The sequence below is a fragment of the Shewanella sp. HL-SH5 genome (assembly GCF_051163755.1).
In the GTDB taxonomy this organism is placed as follows: Bacteria; Pseudomonadota; Gammaproteobacteria; order Enterobacterales; family Shewanellaceae; genus Shewanella; species Shewanella glacialimarina.
On sequence record NZ_CP195038.1, the window covers coordinates 1006510 to 1027751 of the forward strand.

At 39.8% G+C, this 21242-nt stretch carries 21 protein-coding genes and 1 other annotated feature; of the genes, 11 read left to right on the top strand and 10 right to left on the bottom strand.

The genetic code is table 11. The features are described from left to right. Positions 1 to 130 precede the first annotated feature (130 nt). Positions 131 to 1495, top strand: coding sequence for a DNA repair protein RadA (gene radA, locus ACRWQM_RS04355; protein ID WP_434931374.1), 1365 nt, complete (start codon positions 131 to 133; stop codon positions 1493 to 1495). A 33-nt stretch (positions 1496 to 1528) separates the two neighbouring features. Here the strand turns inward: radA and ACRWQM_RS04360 are convergent, their stop codons facing one another. From ACRWQM_RS04360 to ACRWQM_RS04380, 5 genes are all read right to left on the bottom strand, one after another. Continuing rightward, entirely contained in the window at positions 1529 to 1894 is a 366-nt protein-coding gene (locus ACRWQM_RS04360; protein ID WP_434931375.1) for a PilZ domain-containing protein, read from the bottom strand. 86 nt (positions 1895 to 1980) lie between these two features. Continuing rightward, complete coding sequence (locus tag ACRWQM_RS04365; protein ID WP_434931376.1) at positions 1981 to 4965, bottom strand: sensor histidine kinase; 2985 nt, start codon at positions 4963 to 4965, stop codon at positions 1981 to 1983. Between the two features lie 98 nt (positions 4966 to 5063). Then, positions 5064 to 5678: a ligand-binding sensor domain-containing protein gene (locus ACRWQM_RS04370; RefSeq protein ID WP_434931377.1), complete on the bottom strand. Its 615-nt coding sequence runs from the start codon at positions 5676 to 5678 to the stop codon at positions 5064 to 5066. Positions 5679 to 5869: 191 nt separating this feature from the next. Beyond that, positions 5870 to 7177, bottom strand: coding sequence for an HlyC/CorC family transporter (locus ACRWQM_RS04375; RefSeq protein WP_434931378.1), 1308 nt, complete (start codon positions 7175 to 7177; stop codon positions 5870 to 5872). Between the two features lie 217 nt (positions 7178 to 7394). Continuing rightward, complete coding sequence (locus ACRWQM_RS04380) at positions 7395 to 8183, bottom strand: cytochrome C assembly family protein (RefSeq protein WP_434931379.1); 789 nt, start codon at positions 8181 to 8183, stop codon at positions 7395 to 7397. A 358-nt stretch (positions 8184 to 8541) separates the two neighbouring features. Between ACRWQM_RS04380 and ffh the strand changes: the two genes are divergently transcribed. The 8 genes from ffh (at position 8542) to ACRWQM_RS04420 (ending at position 15171) form a co-directional block, all read left to right on the top strand. Next, complete coding sequence (gene ffh / locus ACRWQM_RS04385) at positions 8542 to 9915, top strand: signal recognition particle protein (RefSeq protein ID WP_434931380.1); 1374 nt, start codon at positions 8542 to 8544, stop codon at positions 9913 to 9915. 191 nt (positions 9916 to 10106) lie between these two features. Continuing rightward, a complete protein-coding gene (gene rpsP, locus ACRWQM_RS04390) occupies positions 10107 to 10358 on the top strand; it encodes a 30S ribosomal protein S16 (RefSeq protein ID WP_160053063.1) in 252 nt (83 codons plus the stop codon). 20 nt (positions 10359 to 10378) lie between these two features. Further along, entirely contained in the window at positions 10379 to 10909 is a 531-nt protein-coding gene (gene rimM / locus ACRWQM_RS04395; protein ID WP_226413964.1) for a ribosome maturation factor RimM, read from the top strand. Between the two features lie 15 nt (positions 10910 to 10924). Further along, positions 10925 to 11671, top strand: a complete 747-nt coding sequence (gene trmD / locus ACRWQM_RS04400; RefSeq protein WP_434926872.1) for a tRNA (guanosine(37)-N1)-methyltransferase TrmD — start codon at positions 10925 to 10927, stop codon at positions 11669 to 11671. Between the two features lie 34 nt (positions 11672 to 11705). After that, positions 11706 to 12059 (top strand): 50S ribosomal protein L19, encoded by a 354-nt coding sequence (gene rplS, locus ACRWQM_RS04405; protein WP_188955527.1) that lies wholly within the window; start codon positions 11706 to 11708, stop codon positions 12057 to 12059. 381 nt (positions 12060 to 12440) lie between these two features. Next, positions 12441 to 13532: a 3-deoxy-7-phosphoheptulonate synthase gene (locus ACRWQM_RS04410; protein ID WP_434926871.1), complete on the top strand. Its 1092-nt coding sequence runs from the start codon at positions 12441 to 12443 to the stop codon at positions 13530 to 13532. Positions 13533 to 13543: 11 nt separating this feature from the next. After that, positions 13544 to 14683 (top strand): bifunctional chorismate mutase/prephenate dehydrogenase, encoded by a 1140-nt coding sequence (gene tyrA, locus ACRWQM_RS04415; RefSeq protein WP_434931977.1) that lies wholly within the window; start codon positions 13544 to 13546, stop codon positions 14681 to 14683. Positions 14684 to 14814: 131 nt separating this feature from the next. Continuing rightward, positions 14815 to 15171 (top strand): hypothetical protein, encoded by a 357-nt coding sequence (locus ACRWQM_RS04420; RefSeq protein ID WP_226413970.1) that lies wholly within the window; start codon positions 14815 to 14817, stop codon positions 15169 to 15171. 66 nt (positions 15172 to 15237) lie between these two features. Here the strand turns inward: ACRWQM_RS04420 and ACRWQM_RS04425 are convergent, their stop codons facing one another. Further along, complete coding sequence (locus ACRWQM_RS04425) at positions 15238 to 17178, bottom strand: chorismate mutase (protein ID WP_434931381.1); 1941 nt, start codon at positions 17176 to 17178, stop codon at positions 15238 to 15240. A 48-nt stretch (positions 17179 to 17226) separates the two neighbouring features. Then, positions 17227 to 17351: a sequence feature (Phe leader region), on the bottom strand. Between the two features lie 112 nt (positions 17352 to 17463). Then, positions 17464 to 17814 (bottom strand): ribosome hibernation-promoting factor, HPF/YfiA family, encoded by a 351-nt coding sequence (hpf, locus tag ACRWQM_RS04430; protein ID WP_434931382.1) that lies wholly within the window; start codon positions 17812 to 17814, stop codon positions 17464 to 17466. Positions 17815 to 18201: 387 nt separating this feature from the next. Here hpf and ACRWQM_RS04435 point away from each other — a divergent pair, with 387 nt between their 5' ends. Beyond that, on the top strand, positions 18202 to 18867 hold the full coding sequence (locus tag ACRWQM_RS04435) for a cytochrome b/b6 domain-containing protein (RefSeq protein ID WP_434931383.1): 666 nt from the start codon (positions 18202 to 18204) through the stop codon (positions 18865 to 18867). Positions 18868 to 18961: 94 nt separating this feature from the next. Here ACRWQM_RS04435 and ACRWQM_RS04440 read toward each other — a convergent pair whose 3' ends face one another. Then, complete coding sequence (locus ACRWQM_RS04440) at positions 18962 to 19411, bottom strand: c-type cytochrome (protein ID WP_226413978.1); 450 nt, start codon at positions 19409 to 19411, stop codon at positions 18962 to 18964. Positions 19412 to 19606: 195 nt separating this feature from the next. On the opposite strand from ACRWQM_RS04440, the gene trpR reads away from it, so the two are divergent. Next, the gene (gene trpR / locus ACRWQM_RS04445; protein ID WP_226413980.1) at positions 19607 to 19882 is read left to right on the top strand and encodes a trp operon repressor; all 276 of its coding nucleotides are present in this window, start codon (positions 19607 to 19609) and stop codon (positions 19880 to 19882) included. A gap of 94 nt (positions 19883 to 19976) precedes the next feature. Here the strand turns inward: trpR and ACRWQM_RS04450 are convergent, their stop codons facing one another. After that, positions 19977 to 20360, bottom strand: coding sequence for a hypothetical protein (locus ACRWQM_RS04450; RefSeq protein WP_226413982.1), 384 nt, complete (start codon positions 20358 to 20360; stop codon positions 19977 to 19979). A gap of 283 nt (positions 20361 to 20643) precedes the next feature. Further along, positions 20644 to 21216, bottom strand: coding sequence for a peptidylprolyl isomerase (gene slyD, locus ACRWQM_RS04455; RefSeq protein WP_434931384.1), 573 nt, complete (start codon positions 21214 to 21216; stop codon positions 20644 to 20646). Positions 21217 to 21242 lie beyond the last annotated feature (26 nt).

Sequence of the window (21242 nt, forward strand, 5' to 3'; positions counted from 1 at the left end):
GGTCTGAAGTTAATCTTAACCCTATTTGAGATAAATGATAAAGTTTACAGAACAATTAGTGTCTATGATTTGATATATCTTGGACTGAAAAGAGTTCTTCCTCAACTTTTTAATTTACTAACTGAGCATTATGGCAAAGAATAAAACAGCATATGTGTGCAATGAATGTGGTCAAGATTTTCCGCGTTGGCAAGGGCAGTGTAATGCCTGTCAGGAATGGAACACGATCACAGAGGTTCGTTTGGGCGCAAGCAGTGCTACGCGTACCCATCAGTTTAGTGGTTATGCCGGTTCCACCAGTAAAGAAGTACAGACGCTCGATCAAATAGATTTAAATGAGTTACCTCGTATTGCCAGTACGTTTGGTGAGTTAGATCGGGTTCTTGGTGGCGGTATTGTTCCTGGTAGCGCGATACTTATTGGTGGCCATCCTGGCGCTGGTAAAAGTACGCTTTTACTGCAAACCTTGTGTCAATTAGCGCAAATTATGCCCGCCTTGTACGTCACGGGAGAAGAGTCTTTACAACAAGTGGCTATGCGCGCCCATCGTCTAGGGTTACCGACTCAAAATCTGCGTATGCTGTCTGAAACCAGTGTTGAAGCTATTTGTGATGTTGCGATACAAATAAAGCCTAAAGTGATTGTGATTGATTCTATTCAAGTGATGCATATGAGCGATATTCAATCTTCGCCAGGAAGTGTGTCTCAGGTTCGAGAGTCAGCTTCATATTTGACCCGATTTGCAAAACAGCATGGTATAGCGGTCATTATGGTTGGCCATGTCACCAAAGATGGCAGTTTAGCTGGCCCGAAGGTATTAGAACATTGTATTGACTGCTCGGTGATGTTTGAAGGTGATAGTGATAGTCGTTACCGTACTTTACGTTCACATAAAAATCGATTCGGCGCAATTAATGAGTTGGGTGTTTTTGCGATGACGGAACGTGGCTTAAAAGAAGTGGCCAATCCCTCCGCAATATTTTTATCCCGTGGCGATGAAGCATCATCGGGATCATTAGTTATGGTGGTATGGGAAGGTACGCGTCCATTGCTGGTGGAGTTGCAGGTTCTGGTCGACAGTTCAGCCATGTCTAACCCTCGTCGAGTCGCGGTGGGGATGGATGCCAATCGTTTAGCCATGCTACTGGCGGTGATGCACCGCCATGGTGGGTTGCAGATGTCTGATCAAGATGTGTTTGTGAACGTTGTAGGTGGTGTGAAAGTAACTGAAACCAGTGCCGATTTAACGTTATTATTGGCGATGGTATCGAGTTTTCGCGGTCAGGTTTTACCAACTGATTTAGTTGTTTTTGGTGAAGTTGGCTTATCAGGGGAAATTAGACCTGTGCCTAATGGCCAAGAACGTTTAATTGAAGCAGCTAAACATGGTTTTAAACGTGCTATAGTACCTAAAGCTAATATGCCCAAAAAAACACCAGCGGGAATGGAGATTATTGGGGTGAACAAATTAACTGAAGCTTTAAACGCACTCTAGTTGTGCGTTTTCAGCGTTAAATTGAACGGTTATTTATTCTTCGGGTTGGATTAGCATTTCCAACTCTCGATTAAGCAGCTCAGCATCACCTAAATTAAGTTCAATAATACGGCGCAAGTGACTAATACTTTCAACATCGATATGTAAACAGCGTAAGCCTAAATGCTTGCTAGTTTTATGTACAATTTTTGTGTTCATGACTAACTGAATATCTGAATCAGGTAATACAAACTCTAATGTTATATCACTATTTTTTGTACCGCTGAATGTGTCAGGGATTTCGACCAAAGCACCATTAAGGCTTAAATCTAGAATCGTTGTACGCCAGGTAGACTCAGCCTGAGCAAGATAAGCATTAGCATCAAATAGAATTCTCGAAAATTTGCGTCTCTCGTCCATTAGTCTGTCCTTTAATTTATAGGATTAGTGTTGTATTGATTGCTATAGATTAGCATACGATATAAGCACACATAAAACACCCAGATTCAATTTATTTGTTTCGTCATTATTTCTTCGGGTAATTCAATTGTAAATATAGCGCCTTGTTCTGGAGCCGTGCTCAAGGTGACTTTGCCTTTTAAAACCTGATTAACTAAGTTATATAGAATGTTCATTCCCAGGCCGCTTCCACCCTGTCCACGTTTAGTGGTGAAAAAGGGGGTAAAAATCTTCTGCTTAATTTCATCTGACATACCGCATCCATCATCTTTATAAATAATTTTAAGCCCGTTAGGTTCTCGCGTTACGGTTAAAGTCAGTTGGCCGATTTTATTATCAGGGTAAGCATGAATTATCGAATTATTTAATAAGTTGCTGATAATTTGATACAGTACGCCCGGCTGACTGTGTAATGAAATATCTTCAGGGCACTGGTAATCATATTGGTGTTTAGTACGGGATAATAATGGGTGCAGTGACACAAATATTTCATCTAAATATTGTTTCAGATTAAAGTCTCTTACTTCTTCATGCGATTGATCCACCGCAACTTTTTTGAAACTTTGTATTAATTTAGTTGCTCTATTTAAATTAGATAGCATCAGTCTTGCACAATCAGCAACTTCAGATTGATATAGTTCAAAATCTTCGTGTGAAACATCGCCAGATTGATATTTTTTATTGAACTCCTCGACCCTGTCTGAAAGGTGCGATGTCGCTGTCACACTAATACCGATTGGAGTATTCATTTCGTGAGTAATACTTGCGACGAGTCCACCTAACGTGGCCATTTTTTCCTTATCAATGAGCTCATTTTGAGTGAGTTTAAGCTCTTCAGTGCGAGACTTTACTCTATCTTCAAGCTCAATGTTGAGCAGCTTTAGTGCTTCTTCAGTTTCTTTTAACGACTGAATATTCTTTATTGTACCCGTTATTCTGTTTGGTTTGCCTTGATTATTTCTCTCTATCACTTGACCTCTATTAAGTACCCAAAGCCATTTGTCATCAGGTGTTTTTGCTCTATAAGCCAGTTCAAATTTATTTTCCTCTAAGTTTAAGCAAGAGGTCATAATATTAATTACATGGGGTAAGTCATCAGGGTGAACGCACTGTTGTAGGGTGTCCATTAAACTGATTTCGTGTTCAGGATATTGTAAAAAAGTATTAGTGCGAGTAGCGGTTTTATTGCGAATGTCCCAGTCCCAAAACTCATCACCACTGCCCCATAATGCGAGCTGTAATCGCTGCTCGCTTTTAGCAACTTGCTCCATCATAAAGACTTTAATGCGATATTTGCGAGTTTGTAACCAGCTAAAAAATCCGATGATGGCAATAAAAAACAAGCAATAAAGTAAATATGCCCACCATGTTTGCCAGGGTGGGGGCATAATATGAATCTCCAAGGTTCTTATCTGGCTAAACTGATTATTGTGATTTTTAGCTCTGACTTGAAATTGGTACTTACCCGGTGATAAGCCAGAAAAATGGGCAACATGACTGTTTAAATCATCAAACCATTGCTGATGTAGTCCTAGCATCCTATATTCATATTTAATCTGTTGGGCTTGATGTAAATTATTACTGTGAAAACGAAATGAAAATAATGTGTCTAGATAACTCAACTGAATATTATCGGCATAACTGACATCCAGCGATTGATTAAACCGTGTGTCATCTTGTAGACGCTGCAATTTATTTAATAAGTAAAACTCGTCGATAATGGGCATTTTAGGTTCTGGTGTGACGGGTAAATCAGAGGGAGTAATGATGTTAAACCCATTTATGCCACCTAAATAAACACGATTATTATCATCAACAAAGCCTGCACCGAAATTAAACTCATTATTCTGAAGCCCGTCCACATCAGTATAATTACGTATTGTATGATCTTTGCTATTAAGAACGCTAAGCCCTTCAGATGTACCGACCCAGAGTTGATCCGACTTATCTTTAACCATAAGGTAAGCGATATTGTCGATTAAACCATTTTGCTTATTAAATAGTTGCACCGCCTTTGTTTCAGGTATAAAAGAGAAAACCCCATCACTGGAAGAGATCCACAACCTATCTTTTATCCAATACGCATTAAATAAATGTTTGCTAGGAAATTGCTCAACAGTGTTTGGCGCATATTGCGTAAATTTTCCCTCTACAGACATATGAATTAACCCTGCACCATAAGTCAATATCCAGTACCCGCCTTGCTGAGCAGGTAAAATCTTACTTATCTCATTACTCGCAAGGCTGTCCGGTAAATTGGGATCATGAGACCAGGATTTAAAACCATATATAGTGGGTATAAATAAACTTAGCCCTGCATCTTTTGTCGTAACCCAAGCTTGCTTAGTGTCATCGAATAAAATGCTATAAAGATGGTTACTTGCTATTGCCAGAGGGTTATCTGGCTGAGCTACATATTGCTTAATTTCCTTGGTTTTAATATCCATGATATATAAACCATTGCCGCGCGTACCAATCCAAAGCTGTTGTTTATCATCTTGTGTTATAAAACTAATAAAGCTTTTACTATCAAATTGTGGGTGGGTAAAAAGTGAGAAGCCAGTAATGTTTCTTTGAGTATCTTCTGCTGCAATGAATAACCCTTGGGCAGTTCCAATCCAAAGGACGTTTTGTTTATCTCGATAAATAGTTCTAATATCGTTATCAGAGATATTGTTTTCAAAGAATGCATATTGATTGATAGTATTGAAAGCTTGGCTATTTAGATCTGTTTTACTTAAACCAGCCCCTCTTGTGCCAATCCATAGTTGGTGTTCGTCGTCTATCCACAGCCTGGTAATTAAATCACTACTGACACTACGAGTATTGCTTGCTGAATGAGAAAAATGTTCAAATTGATGTGTGTCTGGCTGATACCAAGCTACACCAGCTTGTTGAAAGCCAATCCAAAGTTTACCATCGATATCTAAAGCTAAGTCATTGATATTGTTTTGCTGAATGGTATCGGGAAAAAATAACTGGTGCAAAGTGGTGGTAGGCGATGTTAACCCTTGGGATAAATCTAGATGCAATAATTCACTATTACTGGTTGCTAGCCAAATGTTATTATCGTCTCCATTTGCAATACGAGTAATATATTTTGTTTGCTTAGATTGTTGAGATATCGTGGTTAATTTTTTTGTTCAGGTAAGTAAAGTTGTAGGCCTTGATTATGATAAACCCATAAACGCGATGATTTATCTAAAAATAGGCCGTGAATATTGTCATCTAATAAACCTTTGTCGCCGATATTTAAGTGTTCAATAACCACATTTTGTGTAGCAGAAAAAATATAAATTCCGTTATTAGTAGCAATCCAAATATTACCTTCACTATCTTCACTTAGGTCGTTAATTCCGCTAGAGGGTAATCCAAATTTAGGCGCGTTGTAATGCTCAAAACGTTTGGTTTTTGGTTTGAATCTATTTAAACCATCATTGACGGTGGACAGCCAAAGCTCACCTTTTTTACTGTAATACAAATGACTAATATGATTGCCTGATGGGCCATATTGATCTTCTTTTAAGTAAATCTTAATTTCTTTACCATTGTAACGATTCAAACCAGCCTGTGTTGCTATCCATAAATAACCATCTTGATCCGTAATGACATCATTAACAGTGTTCATGGATAAGCCATGCTCGGCTCCAATCGTGTCAAATAGCACCACAGCCTGAGTAAGATGAGGAGCAAAAAAGAATATACACAAAAAAGTATAGTAGCTTAGTAGGCGTTTTTTTCTCACGCAGTTGATCCTTACACTTTTTTACTTTAATAATTATCTTAAGTGTTAAATTTAAGTGTAGAACTAAATTAATAAAATGCGAGTTAAGTACTGGCGTTGACAAAAAAAGGAACCCGAAGGTTCCTTTTTATTTGTTAACTAATTTGAAGTTAATTCATTGCTGCTAACTAATTGAAGCTAACCAATTACTGTTAACCAATAATACTCTCATCAGGGTCTACGATGGGTGAGTTTGGCATAATCCGCACGGATTTAATCATGTTATCCGATACTTCGATGACTTCTATATGATAATCAGCTAAACGTAAACTTGTGTTAGCTGCAGGGATATCCTCAAGATATTCAACAATTAATCCGTTGAGCGTTTTGGGGCCATCGATGGGGAAATCCCATTTCATCTCTTTATTTAAATCACGAATGTTAATAGTTGCATCGATTAAAAAGCTTCCATCCTGTTGGATGTTAATATCTTCGCTTGGTGTCGTCATCATTGATGTGGTGAAGTCGCCGACTATCTCTTCTAAAATATCTTCAAGTGTCACAAGTCCTTGAATGTCGCCATACTCATCAACAACCAGCCCTATGCGTTCTTTATTTTGTTGAAAATTTGCTAACTGCACGTTTAGCGGTGTGCCTTCAGGAATAAAGTACAGCTCTTTTACCGCACGTAATAATGATGACTTACTAAATTGCTCTTTTGATTGTAGACGAAGAGCATCACGTAAATGGATAAACCCAACCGAATCATCAATTGTGTCTCGATATACTAATACACGAGTATGTGGGCTTTGGATAACAAGCTTATTAATGAGCTTAAAATCATCATTCATATTGATAGCGTAAATATCGGAACGCGCAATCATAATGTCTTCTACGGTGACTTTTTCTAAATCTAATATCGACAATAACATTTCTTGGTGACGCTGGGGGATGAGCGCACCAGCTTCGTGAACAACGGTACGTAACTCTTCTTGGCTTAATGCATCATTGGTTTTGACTGTTTTAATACCTAATAAACGCAGGAAACCGCTAGTAATAATGTTAAGCCCTTTTACTAACGGCAGCATAATAATCAATAGCCATTTCAGAATAATGCTTGATGGAAAGGCGATTCTTTCTGGGTGTAATGCAGCATAGGTCTTGGGGGTGACTTCTGCAAAAATCAAAATAACGACAGTCAGTACGCCGGTAGTGATAGCAATGCTGGCAGCTTCATCAATATTATATTGGCTAAGTACGCGCATACCGATAATGGTTGCAATTGAAGATGCGAGGATATTTACTAAGTTATTGCCGATAAGAATAAGCCCAATTAATCGGTCTGGCCTATCAAGTAGCTTTAGCGCTCGCTGTGCTGGTTTGTTACCACTGCCAGCCAAATGCCGTAAACGATAACGGTTAAGCGTCATCATGGCGGTTTCTGAACCAGAAAAGTATGCAGAAATCAAAATCAATACTACAAGGAAAATTAACAGTGCGCTGGTAGATATAGCGTCCAAGGAAGGGGGCTCCGTTATGGTATGTAGGCCGTTATTGACGACCAGAATAGATATATTTAACCAGCATTATTAACCACTGACGAAAAGAGTCAAGTTATAGAGGCTTATAATATTAGTAAAGTAAAAGACATCATGCAGAGTGAACAACTTCATTTCGTTGAAAGTACCCGCTTTTTAACGGTTATGACTACTTTCATAGTCATAACCGAAGTGGGAATTAATTAATAATCAATTCTTTAACAATACGGGCACCAAAATAGCCTAATGAAAGTAGTCCTGCACCAGATAAACTGTAAACCACAGCAGTGCGGATACGACAGCCTATTGTGTAGTGTTGCCACAACATAGTGCCATATACAGCCCAGGCAGCCATCGACAGGATAGCTTTGTGGCCTTTACCATCAACAAACATATCTTCTAAAAACACAAACCCAGTCACTAGTGACAAGCTTAATAAAATAAAGCCAATCACAATAAGGTGATATAGCTGACGCTCTACGGTCATAAGCGGTGGCATAGCAGTGCTCATGATCATTTTCTTATTTTTAAGCTTATTTTGAATAATCCACAATTGCAGTGCATAAAGTGCTGCAATCATTAATGCACTGTATGCCATAAGCGATAATACAACATGTGCAAGAATTTCCGGGTGCAGTTCAAAATGAGTGATATATTGAGGAGGTAGTAGCCATAGCAAAGCTACCGAGATGATTGAACAGGCATAAATTACCGGCAACACGACAATCACTTTTAGCCGCGGTAAGGTAACGGTAAAGGTAAATGCGATGATCCAGTTCACCATTGATATGACATTGGTTAAGCTGAAGTTTTGCCCATCAAGTGTAAAAATTGAATGAGATAAAGCAAAACCATGCATTACCACACCCAGAGCAGATATCATCATAAGAAGTTTGCGATTGGGACCATCAGCATGAAATAGCCGGCTAGTGGCAAGAATCAATGCAATACAATAAAAAAACATAGCCGAAGCAGAAAAAATAACCATCTGATTTAAACCTATCAAGTTATATGGACATGCTGACTAGATATAATATCTAGTCTCAAAACGCACATGAACACTATTGGGTAAGATTAACATGAAGTCACCTAATAAGGGCAGTGACCTATTACGCAAAATTTAACAGTTTCTGACCGTTAGCTGCAAATAATTTACCTTATTACATCTGTTATGGGTAATAAGACACTTGAACACCATGATTAAACATGAGTTTGATCCTGTTATAAATAAGGCGTAAGGCTAATCGTTTGAGTTAAAAATGAATAATTTGTCACACAAGCGCGCATCTTAAAAATTTTTGAGTATAATAGTGCGCATTATCGATAAGCGTATTAAGAGCGGTTAAATGTTTGAGAATCTATCTGACAGACTATCACGAACACTAAAAAATATAAGTGGTCGCGGTCGATTAACGGAAGACAACATTAAAGACACCTTACGTGAAGTCCGCATGGCTTTGCTCGAGGCTGATGTTGCATTGCCAGTAGTAAGAGACTTTGTTAGCAGTGTAAAAGATCGCGCTGTCGGACAAGAAGTCTCTAAAAGTTTAAGTCCAGGCCAAGCTTTTATTAAGATTGTGCAAAGTGAACTTGAACGCGCTATGGGGGAAGCTAATGAAGAGCTTGACCTAGCTGCTCAGCCTCCGGCTGTCATTATGATGGCGGGTCTTCAAGGAGCGGGTAAAACTACCTCTGTAGCCAAGTTAGGTAAGTTTTTACGCACTCGTCATAAAAAATCCGTCTTAGTTGTCAGTGCTGATGTTTATCGCCCAGCGGCAATAAAACAGCTTGAAACCTTAGCTGCTGAAGTTGAGGTTGAGTTTTTCCCATCTGATGTCAGTCAAAAGCCGTTAGATATAGCAAAAGCGGCAATAGCTTATGCCAAACTAAAGTTCATTGATGTTGTTATTGTCGATACAGCAGGTCGTTTGCATGTTGACGAAGCCATGATGGACGAAATTAAACAGCTTCATGCGGTTATTAAGCCTGTAGAGACCTTATTTGTTGTTGATGCCATGACAGGTCAAGATGCAGCAAATACAGCTAAAGCCTTTAATGAAGCAATGCCATTAACAGGGGTGATTTTAACCAAGGTGGATGGTGATGCTCGCGGTGGTGCGGCGTTATCAATTCGCAGCATAACTGGCAAACCGATTAAGTTTTTAGGTGTTGGTGAAAAAACTGACGCGCTTGAACCTTTCCATCCCGACCGTATCGCATCGCGTATTTTAGGTATGGGTGATGTTCTTTCACTGATTGAAGAAGTTGAACGCGGCGTCGATAAAGACAAGGCAATGAAACTGGCTTCTAAAGTGAAAGCTGGTGGTAGTTTTGATTTAGAAGATTTTCGTGAACAGCTGCAGCAAATGAAAAACATGGGCGGCATGATGAACATGATAGAAAAGCTGCCCGGTGTCGGTAAGTTACCTCCAGAAGCATTAGCGCAAGTTCAAGACGGTAAAATGACTGGCCAAATGGAAGCGATTATTAACTCCATGACAGCCAAAGAACGCAAAAACCCTGATGTAATCAAAGGTTCACGCAAACGTCGTATCGCGCTAGGTTCAGGGACACAAATTCAAGACGTAAATCGCCTGTTAAAGCAATTTACTCAAATGCAAAAAATGATGAAAAAAATGTCAGCTAAAGGCGGCATGAAAAAAATGATGCGTGGTATGAGCGGTATGTTACCGCCTGGTATGAAGATGCCCGGTCGTTAGTTAATCAATTTAATCTTCGGAAGTGATACTTTGCTTGGCGCTATAACCCTTTTTGCTGTAAAAAACGGCGCTTTGGGTTGCATTAGTTTCAAAGTAGGGTAAAATCTTCCGGCTTTCTTACTGGGACCTTCGCGAACACGGGTTCCAGTTTTTATTTTTGCTTCTAGCAAATCATTAGAGGAATAAAACGCATGGTTACCATTCGTTTAGCTCGTGGCGGCGCAAAAAAGCGTCCATTTTACAATATCGTTGTTGCTGATAGCCGCAATGCTCGTGACGGTCGTTTCATCGAACGTGTAGGCTTTTTCAACCCACTAGCTCGTGGTCAAGAAGAAACTTTACGTTTAGATTTAGATCGTGTTGAGCATTGGGTTGCTACTGGCGCGGCAACATCTGAGCGTGTTGCTAAGTTAATTAAAGACGCACGTAAAGCAGCTGCTTAATTGCGTTTAGGTATAGATAGATGAGTAGTAACCAACAGCCGATTGTGCTGGGTAAAATAGGCGCTTGTCATGGCATTAAAGGTTGGCTAAAAATCACTGCCTATACCAATTCTGTTGAAGGCATTTTTGATTATTCTCCTTGGCTTATATATGACCAGGGGAAATGGCGTGAAGTTAAAGTCAGCCAGTGGCGCTCACAAGGTAAGGCGGTTATCGCTGAACTTGAAGGGGTTGTATCACGGGAACAGGCGCAAATGCTCACAAATTGTGAAATTGCGATTATGCCTGAGCAAATGAAAGAACTCAGTGATGATGAATTTTATCACCGTGATCTTATCGGATGTGAAGTGACTAATAATAACGGCTACAACATGGGCATTGTTGACCAGATCGTGGAAACAGGATCTAACGACGTGTTACTTGTTAAAGCTAATGCCAAAGATGCTTTTGGCAAAGTGGAACGTATGATCCCCTTTGTCCCTGAACAATTCATTTTAAAAGTGGATTTGCAAGGTAAACAGATAATAGTGGATTGGGATCCTGACTTCTAAGTCGAGGTACAACATATGTGGTTAGGGGTAATAACCCTGTTTCCAGAGATGTTTCGTGCTGTTACAGACTTTGGGGTGACGGGTCGAGCCGTAAAAAACGGCCTGCTTAAGGTGCACACGTGGAATCCTCGCGATTTCACCCATGACAGACATAACACGGTTGATGATCGCCCATACGGTGGTGGACCTGGAATGTTAATGATGGTGCAACCTTTACGAGATGCCATTCATGCTGCAAAAGCTGCAGCGGGTGACAGAGCGAAAGTGATTTATCTATCTCCTCAGGGACGCAAGCTGGATCAGCAAGGCGTTACTGAGTTAGCTAAATCAGACAGTTTGATTTTAGTGTGTGGTCGCTACGAAGGTATCGATGAGCGCATTATTCAAACTGAAGTAGATGAAGAATGGTCAATCGGGGATTACGTGCTTTCGGGCGGCGAAATACCTGCAATGACTTTAATCGATTCAGTGGCTCGCCTAGTACCTGGTGTACTGGGTAAGCAAGCTTCAGCAGAGCAAGATTCTTTCTCTGACGGATTACTGGATTGTCCTCATTATACTCGCCCTGAAAACTTAGATGGCATGGACGTACCGGCAGTGTTGTTAAGCGGTGACCACGAAAAAATCAGACTCTGGCGGTTGCAGCAAAGTATCGGAAGAACTTTTCTACGACGACCAGAAATATTTGAAAATCTAGCTCTGACTGACGAACAAACAGCCTTATTAGCGCAGTTTGTAAATGAAACGGACACGTCCGTATAGTCATTGTTTCAGTTATTCTAGAATGGAGTAAGTTATGAACAACATCATTAAAATGCTCAACGATGAGCAAATGAAAACAGACGTACCTGATTTTGGTGCTGGTGATACAGTAGTAGTTCAAGTACGCGTAAAAGAAGGTGATAAAGAGCGTCTTCAGGCTTTTGAAGGTATCGTTATCGCTAAGCGTAACCGTGGTTTGCACTCTGCATTCACAGTACGTAAAATCTCTAATGGTGAAGGTGTTGAGCGTGCTTTCCAAACGCACAGCCCATTAATTGCTAGCATCGAAGTTAAGCGTCGCGGCCGTGTTCGTCGTGCTAAACTTTACTACTTACGTGAGCGTTCAGGTAAATCTGCACGTATCCGTGAAAAATTGGCAACTAAGTAATAGTTATCAATTTAGTTTAAAAGATGCAGTGTTCGCACAACTAACCGCCGAAAGGCGGTTTTTTGTTTTTAGCATTCGTCCCCATCATTTTTGAGTCATGTAAGCAGACTTTTATTTAGCCCTTAGCTTTACTTATAGAGCCTGACTCATTATCTGAGTTTCACATTAGTCATTTAACAATAGATAGCCATATGATCCTCATGAATACTGATATGGCAGTAATTACACATTTGAGTTAAATAAGCCTTGATCTCATAAAAATGCACAGGCATAGTTAGCTCTATGTTGTAATGGTGTATCATTACAAAAATACAGTGGTTTTAGTTATCACTAAAAAGTGTGACTAGATTGCTTTTTACCTTATTACAGTGAGCCGATATCATGCAGCAAGATACCATCAACAATATTCATATTAGTTCTGAGCAAATACTGTCAACGCCGTCACAACTGAAACAAGAGTTACCCTTATCAGCACATGCATATCGTTATATTTTGGATGCGCGTAAAACGGTAGCAGACATTGTGCATAAACGTGATAGTCGGGTATTGGTTGTGACAGGGCCTTGTTCAATACATGATATTGATGCAGCTAAAGAATATGCGCTTAAGTTGAAAAAATTACACGATGAACTCAGTGATGACTTTTATATTTTAATGCGCGTGTACTTTGAAAAACCTCGTACCACAGTAGGCTGGAAAGGGCTTATTAACGATCCGAATATGGATGAGTCTTTTGATGTAGAAAAAGGACTCCGTATGGCTCGTGAATTGATGATTTGGTTAGCTGAATTAGAATTGCCCGTGGCAACTGAAGCGCTGGATCCTATTAGTCCTCAGTATATTTCTGAATTAGTCACCTGGTCTGCTATTGGCGCCCGCACCACTGAATCTCAAACCCACCGAGAAATGGCATCGGGGTTATCTATGCCTGTAGGTTTTAAAAATGGTACAGAAGGCAAGCTAGATGTTGCTATTAATGCCCTGAAATCTGCAGCCAGCAGCCACCGTTTTATGGGTATTAACCAAGAAGGCCAGGTCAGCTTATTGCAAACTGCCGGTAATCCTGACGGTCATATCATTCTTCGTGGCGGTATCGCACCTAATTATGATGCTAAAAGTGTGGCTGAGTGTGAAATACAAATTCATAATGCTAAGTTGAATGCACGTTTAGTGGTTGACTGCAGCCATGGTAATTCATCTAAAGATCACAATCGTCAAAAACAAGTGTGCGAAGATGTATTTAATCAAATTGTCTCGGGCAATAAATCTATCATTGGTGTTATGCTTGAAAGCCATTTAAATGCAGGTAATCAAAGTACCAATAAGCCATTAAATGAACTTGACTATGGTGTATCTGTCACCGATGCCTGTATTGATTGGGCAACAACTGAAACAATTTTACGACAAGGCGCTAACCAATTATCTGCCGTACTGCCAACTCGCTTTAATGTGCTGCAAGTTGTTAATGGTTAATGAAAAGTATGATGAACGAAAAAACCACAGCTGATTTAGAAAAACTACGCGATTTAATCGATGGCGTTGATCAACAACTTCTACACCTGTTGCGTAAGCGACTTGATTTAGTGGCACAAGTTGGTGCAGTCAAGCACGCCGCTGGTGTGCCCATTTATGCCCCACAACGTGAAGCTTCCATGTTAGCTAAACGTCGTGACGAAGCGCAAAAGATGAATGTATCGCCACAATTGATCGAAGATATTTTACGTCGCTTAATGCGTGAGTCTTATTTGAATGAAAAAGATGTTGGCTTTAAACAGGTAAAAACAGACTTAGGCCATGTGGTTGTCGTTGGTGGTGATGGCCAGTTAGGTCAGTTATTTACTCAAATGCTCACACTATCTGGTTATCAAGTGAAAAGCTTGGACAAGAATGATTGGCACCGCGCCGAAGCACTATTTGATGGTGCCGGAATGGTGCTGGTTACTGTGCCAATTAAAGTCACCTGTGATGTTATTCGAGAACACCTGACTCATTTACCCGACACATGCATTTTAGCTGATTTAACTTCGATTAAAGAACAGCCTGTTTTGGCGATGCTAGAGGCGCACAAAGGGCCTGTGGTAGGTTTACACCCTATGTTTGGCCCAGATGTCGGCAGTTTAGCTAAACAAGTTGTGGTGGTGTGCCATGGGCGTCAGCCTGAATCTTATCAATGGTTACTTGAACAAATTGCTATTTGGGGCGCAAGAGTTGTTGAAGCTGAACCGGTTAAACACGACAAAGCGATGCAACTTGTACAAGCTATGCGTCACTTTTCTAGTTTTGTGTATGGTGTGAATCTATGTGAGGAGCAGGCTGATATAGATACATTACTGCAATTTAGTTCGCCAATTTATCGATTAGAGCTGGCGATGGTAGGTCGATTGTTTGCTCAAGATCCCGAGCTTTATGCCGATATTATATTTGCACAGCAAGGCAGCCAAGACGTGATAAGTGATTATTTGGATAACTATCGAGACGCGTTAGCATTATTAAAGTCAGGTGACCGTAATGCGTTTGTAGAAGAATTTAAACGCGTCGCTAAGTGGTTTGGTGACTTTGCTCCACAGTTTCAACATGAAAGCCGTGCAATGCTGCAGTCAGTGAATGATATGAAGACAGGTTAATCATTTTTCATTTTTTGTTGTTTGCGTAAATACAGTATAGGGCTTACATTTATATTCTAGTAGTCAGCGTATATTATCGATGACAGAGCAATTAAATTGCCCTTTACCTATTCTATTTTGGAGATGTGCCCATGACTTCATTCGATACGCTGTCAACATCAACATCAACATCAACATCAACATCGCAAGATAATACCGTAGGCCATTTTCTCTATGCAATGATGAGTGCTTTTCCGCTTTTTTTTATTCCTGTGTTAATGAGCTTTTGGCTTAATCTTATTCAGAAAAACATTAAGCCTAATTCATTACTTGCATCGCATTTGCGTTGGCAACGACTCAGTATTATTGGACTATGTCCCTTTTTTATAGCGGGCTATTTATTAAGTCCTGTTTGGCTAAGTGTGTCGCTCTATCTTATGGGGATAACGTGGTTTAGTTACCGTATATTTAAAGGCTGGGTGAGTTTGAATGAAGGCTTAATGGTTTAGGTTTTATAGTATTATTCAGAAGGAATAAAAAATGCCGGTTAATACCGGCATTTTTGTGGATAAAGACTACAAATAAAGCTCACGAAGCAGGTTGCTATCGGCATCGGTACAAGGCGCTGCTAATACAATACCATCAGCGTTAAGTTGCTTGGCGGCTTTGGCCTGTGGATATCGGTTATTGCTCTTCTCATTAGCTACATTGCAAATGATAGGTAGATGGCACATTTGTTTTATGCTGACTAATGATGATAAGTCGAGACTGATTTGATCTGGCTTTGCAAAGCTTCTGACCCCAGAATCACACAGGATGACCTGTTGATTTCCTTGCGCTAATACTATTTGTGCAGCAGCAAGCCAATCTTCAGTACTGGCCATGTTATTACGTTCAATAATGACAGGCCTATTTAAGCTGCCTAATTGACCGAGCAAGCCTTGATTAAACATATTTTGACCACTTAACATAACCATATCGGCTAAGTGGGCACTGCTGATATCGTTTTCTTGTTCGATAAATAATACGCTTACTAATCCCGCTTGCTCAATGACCTGAAGATGTTTCTTTAGTTGGCTTTCGCTAGTTACGCCCAAAGATGGGTTAAGAATAATAGCTTGAAAGCCCGCTTCTTTAGTTTGTTTTGCAAGACTCGCTAGCTCTGTATCAGTTTTAGGTGCATCAACTAATTGAAATGCGCCAAATTGATTATTACCTACTTGCAATTGTTTGCATTGGACTTCACTGTCCTGTGACTTATATTCGCGACTATATTTAGTTGTGGGTGATGCAGTATGCTGATTTGGTGACTCGACAGCCCTTGAGCTGTTCGGTTCAATCAGTAATTGTGCTTGCGACAATTGTGTTGGCTTGACAGACTCACAAGGGTAGCAACCTAATACTTTAATAAAACGGGTTAATCGCTCTAATTCCTTAATGGCTTGCTGCACATTATGGTTGGCAAGATTGCCATCAATGTCGATATAGAACATTTCTTCCCAAGGTGTACCAGGAATGGGACGCGACTCAAGTTTAGACATATTCAAACTATGAGCTTTTAACACCAGTAGTGCTTCAACCAGCGCGCCAGGTTTTTGTCCTGTAGCCATGATTAACGTTGTTTTAGCCGGTAATTGTGCTGGTACATCAACTGATTTACGCGCAACAACAATAAAACGGCTTTGATTTATTTTTTGGTTCGCTAACCCATCTTCAATAGCGCTTAGCTGATATAGAGCACCCCCTTCAGCGCTACCAATAGCGGCAACACTTTGATTATCAGCTTCAATCACTTTAGACATTGCCTCAGCACTGCTAGCACAATACTCAAGTTTAAATTCTGGATGTAAGCTCAGGTAGCGGCTGCATTGACTAATGGGTTGTGGGTGCGCATAGACGGTTTTAATATTGGCAGTATCAGTACCTCGTTTTGCTAATAAGCAATGTCCGACTTCTATTGTGGTTTCGCCCACAATCGATAGGCTGGTATGTTGCAAAACGTCGTACACCTCATTAATTGATCCTGAAGAGGTATTTTCAATCGGTAAGAATCCGTAATCAGCATGGCCTGATTCAACTGCGTTGACAATGTCATCAAAACTTTGACAGCCAAAGTCGATCATTGTCACCTGCCTTCTATCACAGTAACGAGTGGCGGCAAGATATGAATATGAACCTCTGGCTCCTAAAAAGGCCACTGTATAGTGTTGTTTCTGTGTGTCAGGATTGGCTCTGCCGTGTAAAAAAGCTTGCTGGTTAAGCACAGAGTCCTCAATGATGCTTTGGTAAAGAGATATCACAAAATGTGCATCAAGCCCTTTGTCTCGTCCAAGTTGAACAAGTCGTTCTAATAATGCTTTTTCCCTTTGGGTATCGCGAATAGGTCTAATATCAATTTCTTTACTGCGGGCGACTTCAAGACTGAGTTCACGACGTTTAGAGAGCAAGGTCAGTAGCTCATTATCTAACGATGTAATCTGTTCTCGCGTTAGATCTAACCCTTGTGGCTTATTCATACTAACCTCTTAATATTGTTCAATTCGATTGCTTATTTCGATAGTGAAAACTAAAAAGCCCCCCATTTGGGAGGCTTTGGTATTTTCATTTTCTTTTTAATACAGAAAAACCGCCTCCCTATGTGGGTTGCATAAAAAAGAAAATAAAAACGCGACACAATATTTTGTTCATAGGTTAAAACTAAAACTTCGCTAGGTGAGTGTCAATGTAAAATTGTTCACTTTGGCTTAAACCTGCATAAAAAAGCGCACCCGAGGATGCGCTATGTGTTTTTGGTATGAGTATCAAGCGGCGGTATCCTCCTTGTAGATATACTCAAAATCATCTTCTGCACGTTCAAGTATAGTATGACGTTGAGCTTGGGGTTTATGGGTCAGGCGATTTAGCTGTTTTTCCAGCTTTTTACCCATTGCAGTAATTGCTGCGTAAAGGTTGTCGTTTTTCGCCTGGGCAAATAGTTCTCCACTTGGCAAGCCTATAGATGCTTCAATTTTAAAGAGCTGCTTTTCCTGAGTAATAATGACATGCGGGTTAATAAGATGAACATCGTGTCTTGTGAGCTTTTCAAATTGTCCTTCAATACGTTCAAGAATAGGGGCAGTGACTTCAAGTTGCTTGCTAGTGATTTTCAGCATATTTTGAACCTTCTGTTGTATTGCTTAACTTCAGATTACCAACTTAAGGCTATTAAAATGTGATCTATATCGCATAATTGAACGGGAGTTTTGTTAGGTGGTATTAATTTGAGCGTATAGACATTGTCGTTAAAAATAGCGGTAATTTAACTTGAAAAGCTAATTAACTAGGCGCATATTTGAATGGATAACAACAGCATGTTAGGCGGTTTAAGAGTGTGTTAACCTGTATTTTTAAGGGGAATAGTTTTTTAACTTAAGTCACCTATGCATTGCTTATACTTCTTTACGTTTTCAATTCCCCTAAAGTGAATAAATAATTTTATAATGAGTGATGTTTTCGCTTATAGCGAAGTATTACAACACTGATTAAAGTCGAGCAATTAAATGCAACCTCAATTCAAGCAAATCAAAGTGTGGGATTTTCCAGTCAGAGCGTTTCATTGGATTATGGTGATATTACTCGGTGCATTATGGTGGAGTGCTGATGCTGGCGAGATGAGCCTCCATCAAATATTTGCATATTCACTAATGACGCTGTTAGCTTTTAGACTTGTTTGGGGAATTATTGGTAGTGATACTGCCAAATTTACCCATTTTATTCGCTCCCCTAAAACGGTTGTTCAATACGCCAAAGATAAACAGAAAACCCAATCTTTAGGGCATAATCCGCTAGGCGGCTATATGGTGGTATTACTACTGAGCCTATTAATAATACAACTCGTAACAGGATTATTCGCTACTGATGATATTTTTACTGAAGGGCCCTTTTATAGTTATGTATCATCTGCCACAGCGAGCACATTGACATGGGTGCATAAACAAAACTTCAATCTTATTCTCGGTTTTGCTGCAATGCATGTTTTGGCTGTAATGGTTTATCTCATTAAAGGTGAAAACCTAATTACGGCAATGATAACAGGCTATAAGCGTGTTCACGGTGAATTACAACAACCTAAAATGGTACCCATCTGGCTTGCGTTAATTGTGTTTGCTGTTTTATTTACAGGGGTGTGGTTTAGCTTGTTAGCAGATGTCGTCAAGTATATGTAGTCGATTGCTAATCGGTATGCCTGCTAAAAATTAAAGCCCATTCGATATTAGCGATATGGGCTTTTTATCATACTAGAGCAGAATGTTTGCGATATTAATCTTTTTTATAAACGTCGTGACAGCCTTTACAGCTTTGACCTGTATCACCAAATGCTTTTTTGATCTGCCCTAAATCCGTACCTTGCGCAATGACAGCTAATTTAGTGGCATTTTCTTGGAATTCAGTCATTTTGCTATCAAAATCGGCTTTGTCAGTCCAAATTTTAGCTAACGCGTCGGTATTACCTTTGTCTGAACCTGCGATAAAGCCTTCATGAGGGATTTTTGATAGTGCAGCAACATTGGTTGCACGAGCTGCAAATACCGTGGCATCAAATTCTTTTTTACCTTTTAACATCGCACCCATATCGCCAAAGTTATAGGCAATTAAACCGAATGCTGATTGGCGATATTTAATGGCATGATCAGTATCTTTAAAGTTATTAGCATAAACGCTTGGGATAAGTAGTGCAGTTGCCGTCATTGCGAGTAAAATTTTTTTCATTGTATTCTCTATTATTATCAGGGAGTATCGGCTTTATTTTACACATTTATTGTATGAAATCACCTTTAGATTGTTTCTGAATGTGAGGCGAGTTTACATAACTTCACTTTTGGATATCGCTATATAGTTTGTGCAGCTTTTGCTTTCGGCTGTTTCCTTGTTATTATCAGGGGGACTTTATTAAAGAGAGTACCTATGAGAGCGAATTGGAGTTTAGTGGTCGATAAAATTTTGACTCATTCGAATCATGATGAATTAGCGGTGTTATTTCGGTTATTGCTGACAGAGGAAGAGCGCAGCGCAGTTGCTGGCCGATTAAAGGTGTTTCAAACCTTACTGGAAGGTAAGTTAAGTCAAAGGCAAATCGCAGCTGAGTATCAAGTCAGCATTGCAACGATTACACGCTGTTCTAATTACCTTAAAAACATGTCTAATGAGCAGCGTGAGCAAGTTCAAAAGTTGATTTTGTAGATTGATAGGACACCCATTACAATAAAAACCGCTTGATGTGATTAAGCGGTTTTTTATTTTTTGTTAAGCCTTTATTATCTCTAGTTAAGATTGATTAACGGCCATGGGTTCTAAACACTGGAATTTTATGGCGTCTATAACTAGAGCGCCTTAAAAGTAGGTAAGTCCCAAAGGTTACCAAGCAAATAGCAAACAGAGCGCTAGAATCTTTAGGGATAAAACGATAAAGCAAAGCTGCCGATAAAATATAAAGGAATGGCATATACCCATACAACCAGTCTGGCCATAAACCTTCTTTACGTCTGCGTTTAGTGTCGGTTCGACGGTTTTGTGAGCGTAAGTTATAAATTCTGGCGCCAAACAAAAACACTACAACAGCGGCTGCAATTGCATATTCTTGTTGTAGAATCAAAATACTTACCCCGCCAATAGCAATATATGTGTAAGGTAATAACTCATAAAGTGGCTTAATTAACATGAGCACTCCGTCGCTAATCATTAATTATTATTATTTTTATACTGAGATATACCACGCTGCTAACGCATGTTTATTAAATTGTCCTCAATCATAAACAAGGTGGAAAGGGCAAGCGTGACACTATTAAATGGCGTATCAATTGATACCACACAGGATAAAGTATAGCGTATAAAAAAAGTCGCTGACTATATTTTAATCAGCGACTTGCATTTATTCAAACTTTCTACTGGTTTTAATTAGGTGAAATAACCTAATAGCTTAGTAAAATAGTCTACATTTATTATTAATTACAACCACATCCGCCATTGCCATCACAACCCGGTTTTTGGGTGTCACAAGGTTCATGATCGTGCTCATGATTATGTTCATGTCCACCGCCACAACTGCCACCATGGGCATGAATGTGTCCGTGGGCGATTTCTTCCGCAGTTGTTTCTCTCACAGCAATAACTTCAACATTAAATGTTAATGCTTGGCCTGCTAGGGGATGGTTACCGTCAACAATGACACTATCGTCTTTTACTTCTGTTACTTGAACAGGGCGCTGACCCATTTCTGTTTCTGCAATAAAGCGCATACCAGGTACGATATCTTCAATATCACCAAATGCAGCTAAAGGCACTTCTTGCTTCAAACCTTCGTGATATACACCATAAGCTTGTTCGGCTGGTATGTTTGCTTCAAATTTATCACCAACAACTTTACCTTCTAATTCAGCTTCTAGGCCAGGTATAAGATTTTCGGTACCCTGAATATAAATCATTGGCTCTGCATCAAAAGAGCTTTCCAATAATTGACCTTGTGCATCGCTTAGACGGTAATGAATGGTAACCGCGGCATGTTTTGAAATTTTCATAATGACTCCAATTGCTGATATGGGCG

What these genes read in the sequence shown, in the direction of transcription:
- ACRWQM_RS04440 (WP_226413978.1), bottom strand. Translation starts at nt 19,411, where the DNA reads ATGAAAAAAATTTTACTCGCAATGACGGCAACTGCACTACTTATCCCA.
- radA (WP_434931374.1), top strand. Translation starts at nt 131, where the DNA reads ATGGCAAAGAATAAAACAGCATATGTGTGCAATGAATGTGGTCAAGAT.
- hpf (WP_434931382.1), bottom strand. Translation starts at nt 17,814, where the DNA reads ATGCTGAAAATCACTAGCAAGCAACTTGAAGTCACTGCCCCTATTCTT.
- ACRWQM_RS04360 (WP_434931375.1), bottom strand. Translation starts at nt 1,894, where the DNA reads ATGGACGAGAGACGCAAATTTTCGAGAATTCTATTTGATGCTAATGCT.
- rimM (WP_226413964.1), top strand. Translation starts at nt 10,379, where the DNA reads ATGAGTAGTAACCAACAGCCGATTGTGCTGGGTAAAATAGGCGCTTGT.
- rplS (WP_188955527.1), top strand. Translation starts at nt 11,706, where the DNA reads ATGAACAACATCATTAAAATGCTCAACGATGAGCAAATGAAAACAGAC.
- ACRWQM_RS04420 (WP_226413970.1), top strand. Translation starts at nt 14,815, where the DNA reads ATGACTTCATTCGATACGCTGTCAACATCAACATCAACATCAACATCA.
- ACRWQM_RS04450 (WP_226413982.1), bottom strand. Translation starts at nt 20,360, where the DNA reads ATGTTAATTAAGCCACTTTATGAGTTATTACCTTACACATATATTGCT.
- ACRWQM_RS04380 (WP_434931379.1), bottom strand. Translation starts at nt 8,183, where the DNA reads ATGGTTATTTTTTCTGCTTCGGCTATGTTTTTTTATTGTATTGCATTG.
- slyD (WP_434931384.1), bottom strand. Translation starts at nt 21,216, where the DNA reads ATGAAAATTTCAAAACATGCCGCGGTTACCATTCATTACCGTCTAAGC.
- rpsP (WP_160053063.1), top strand. Translation starts at nt 10,107, where the DNA reads ATGGTTACCATTCGTTTAGCTCGTGGCGGCGCAAAAAAGCGTCCATTT.
- ACRWQM_RS04410 (WP_434926871.1), top strand. Translation starts at nt 12,441, where the DNA reads ATGCAGCAAGATACCATCAACAATATTCATATTAGTTCTGAGCAAATA.
- trmD (WP_434926872.1), top strand. Translation starts at nt 10,925, where the DNA reads ATGTGGTTAGGGGTAATAACCCTGTTTCCAGAGATGTTTCGTGCTGTT.
- ACRWQM_RS04435 (WP_434931383.1), top strand. Translation starts at nt 18,202, where the DNA reads ATGCAACCTCAATTCAAGCAAATCAAAGTGTGGGATTTTCCAGTCAGA.
- trpR (WP_226413980.1), top strand. Translation starts at nt 19,607, where the DNA reads ATGAGAGCGAATTGGAGTTTAGTGGTCGATAAAATTTTGACTCATTCG.
- tyrA (WP_434931977.1), top strand. Translation starts at nt 13,544, where the DNA reads ATGAACGAAAAAACCACAGCTGATTTAGAAAAACTACGCGATTTAATC.
- ffh (WP_434931380.1), top strand. Translation starts at nt 8,542, where the DNA reads ATGTTTGAGAATCTATCTGACAGACTATCACGAACACTAAAAAATATA.
- ACRWQM_RS04425 (WP_434931381.1), bottom strand. Translation starts at nt 17,178, where the DNA reads ATGAATAAGCCACAAGGGTTAGATCTAACGCGAGAACAGATTACATCG.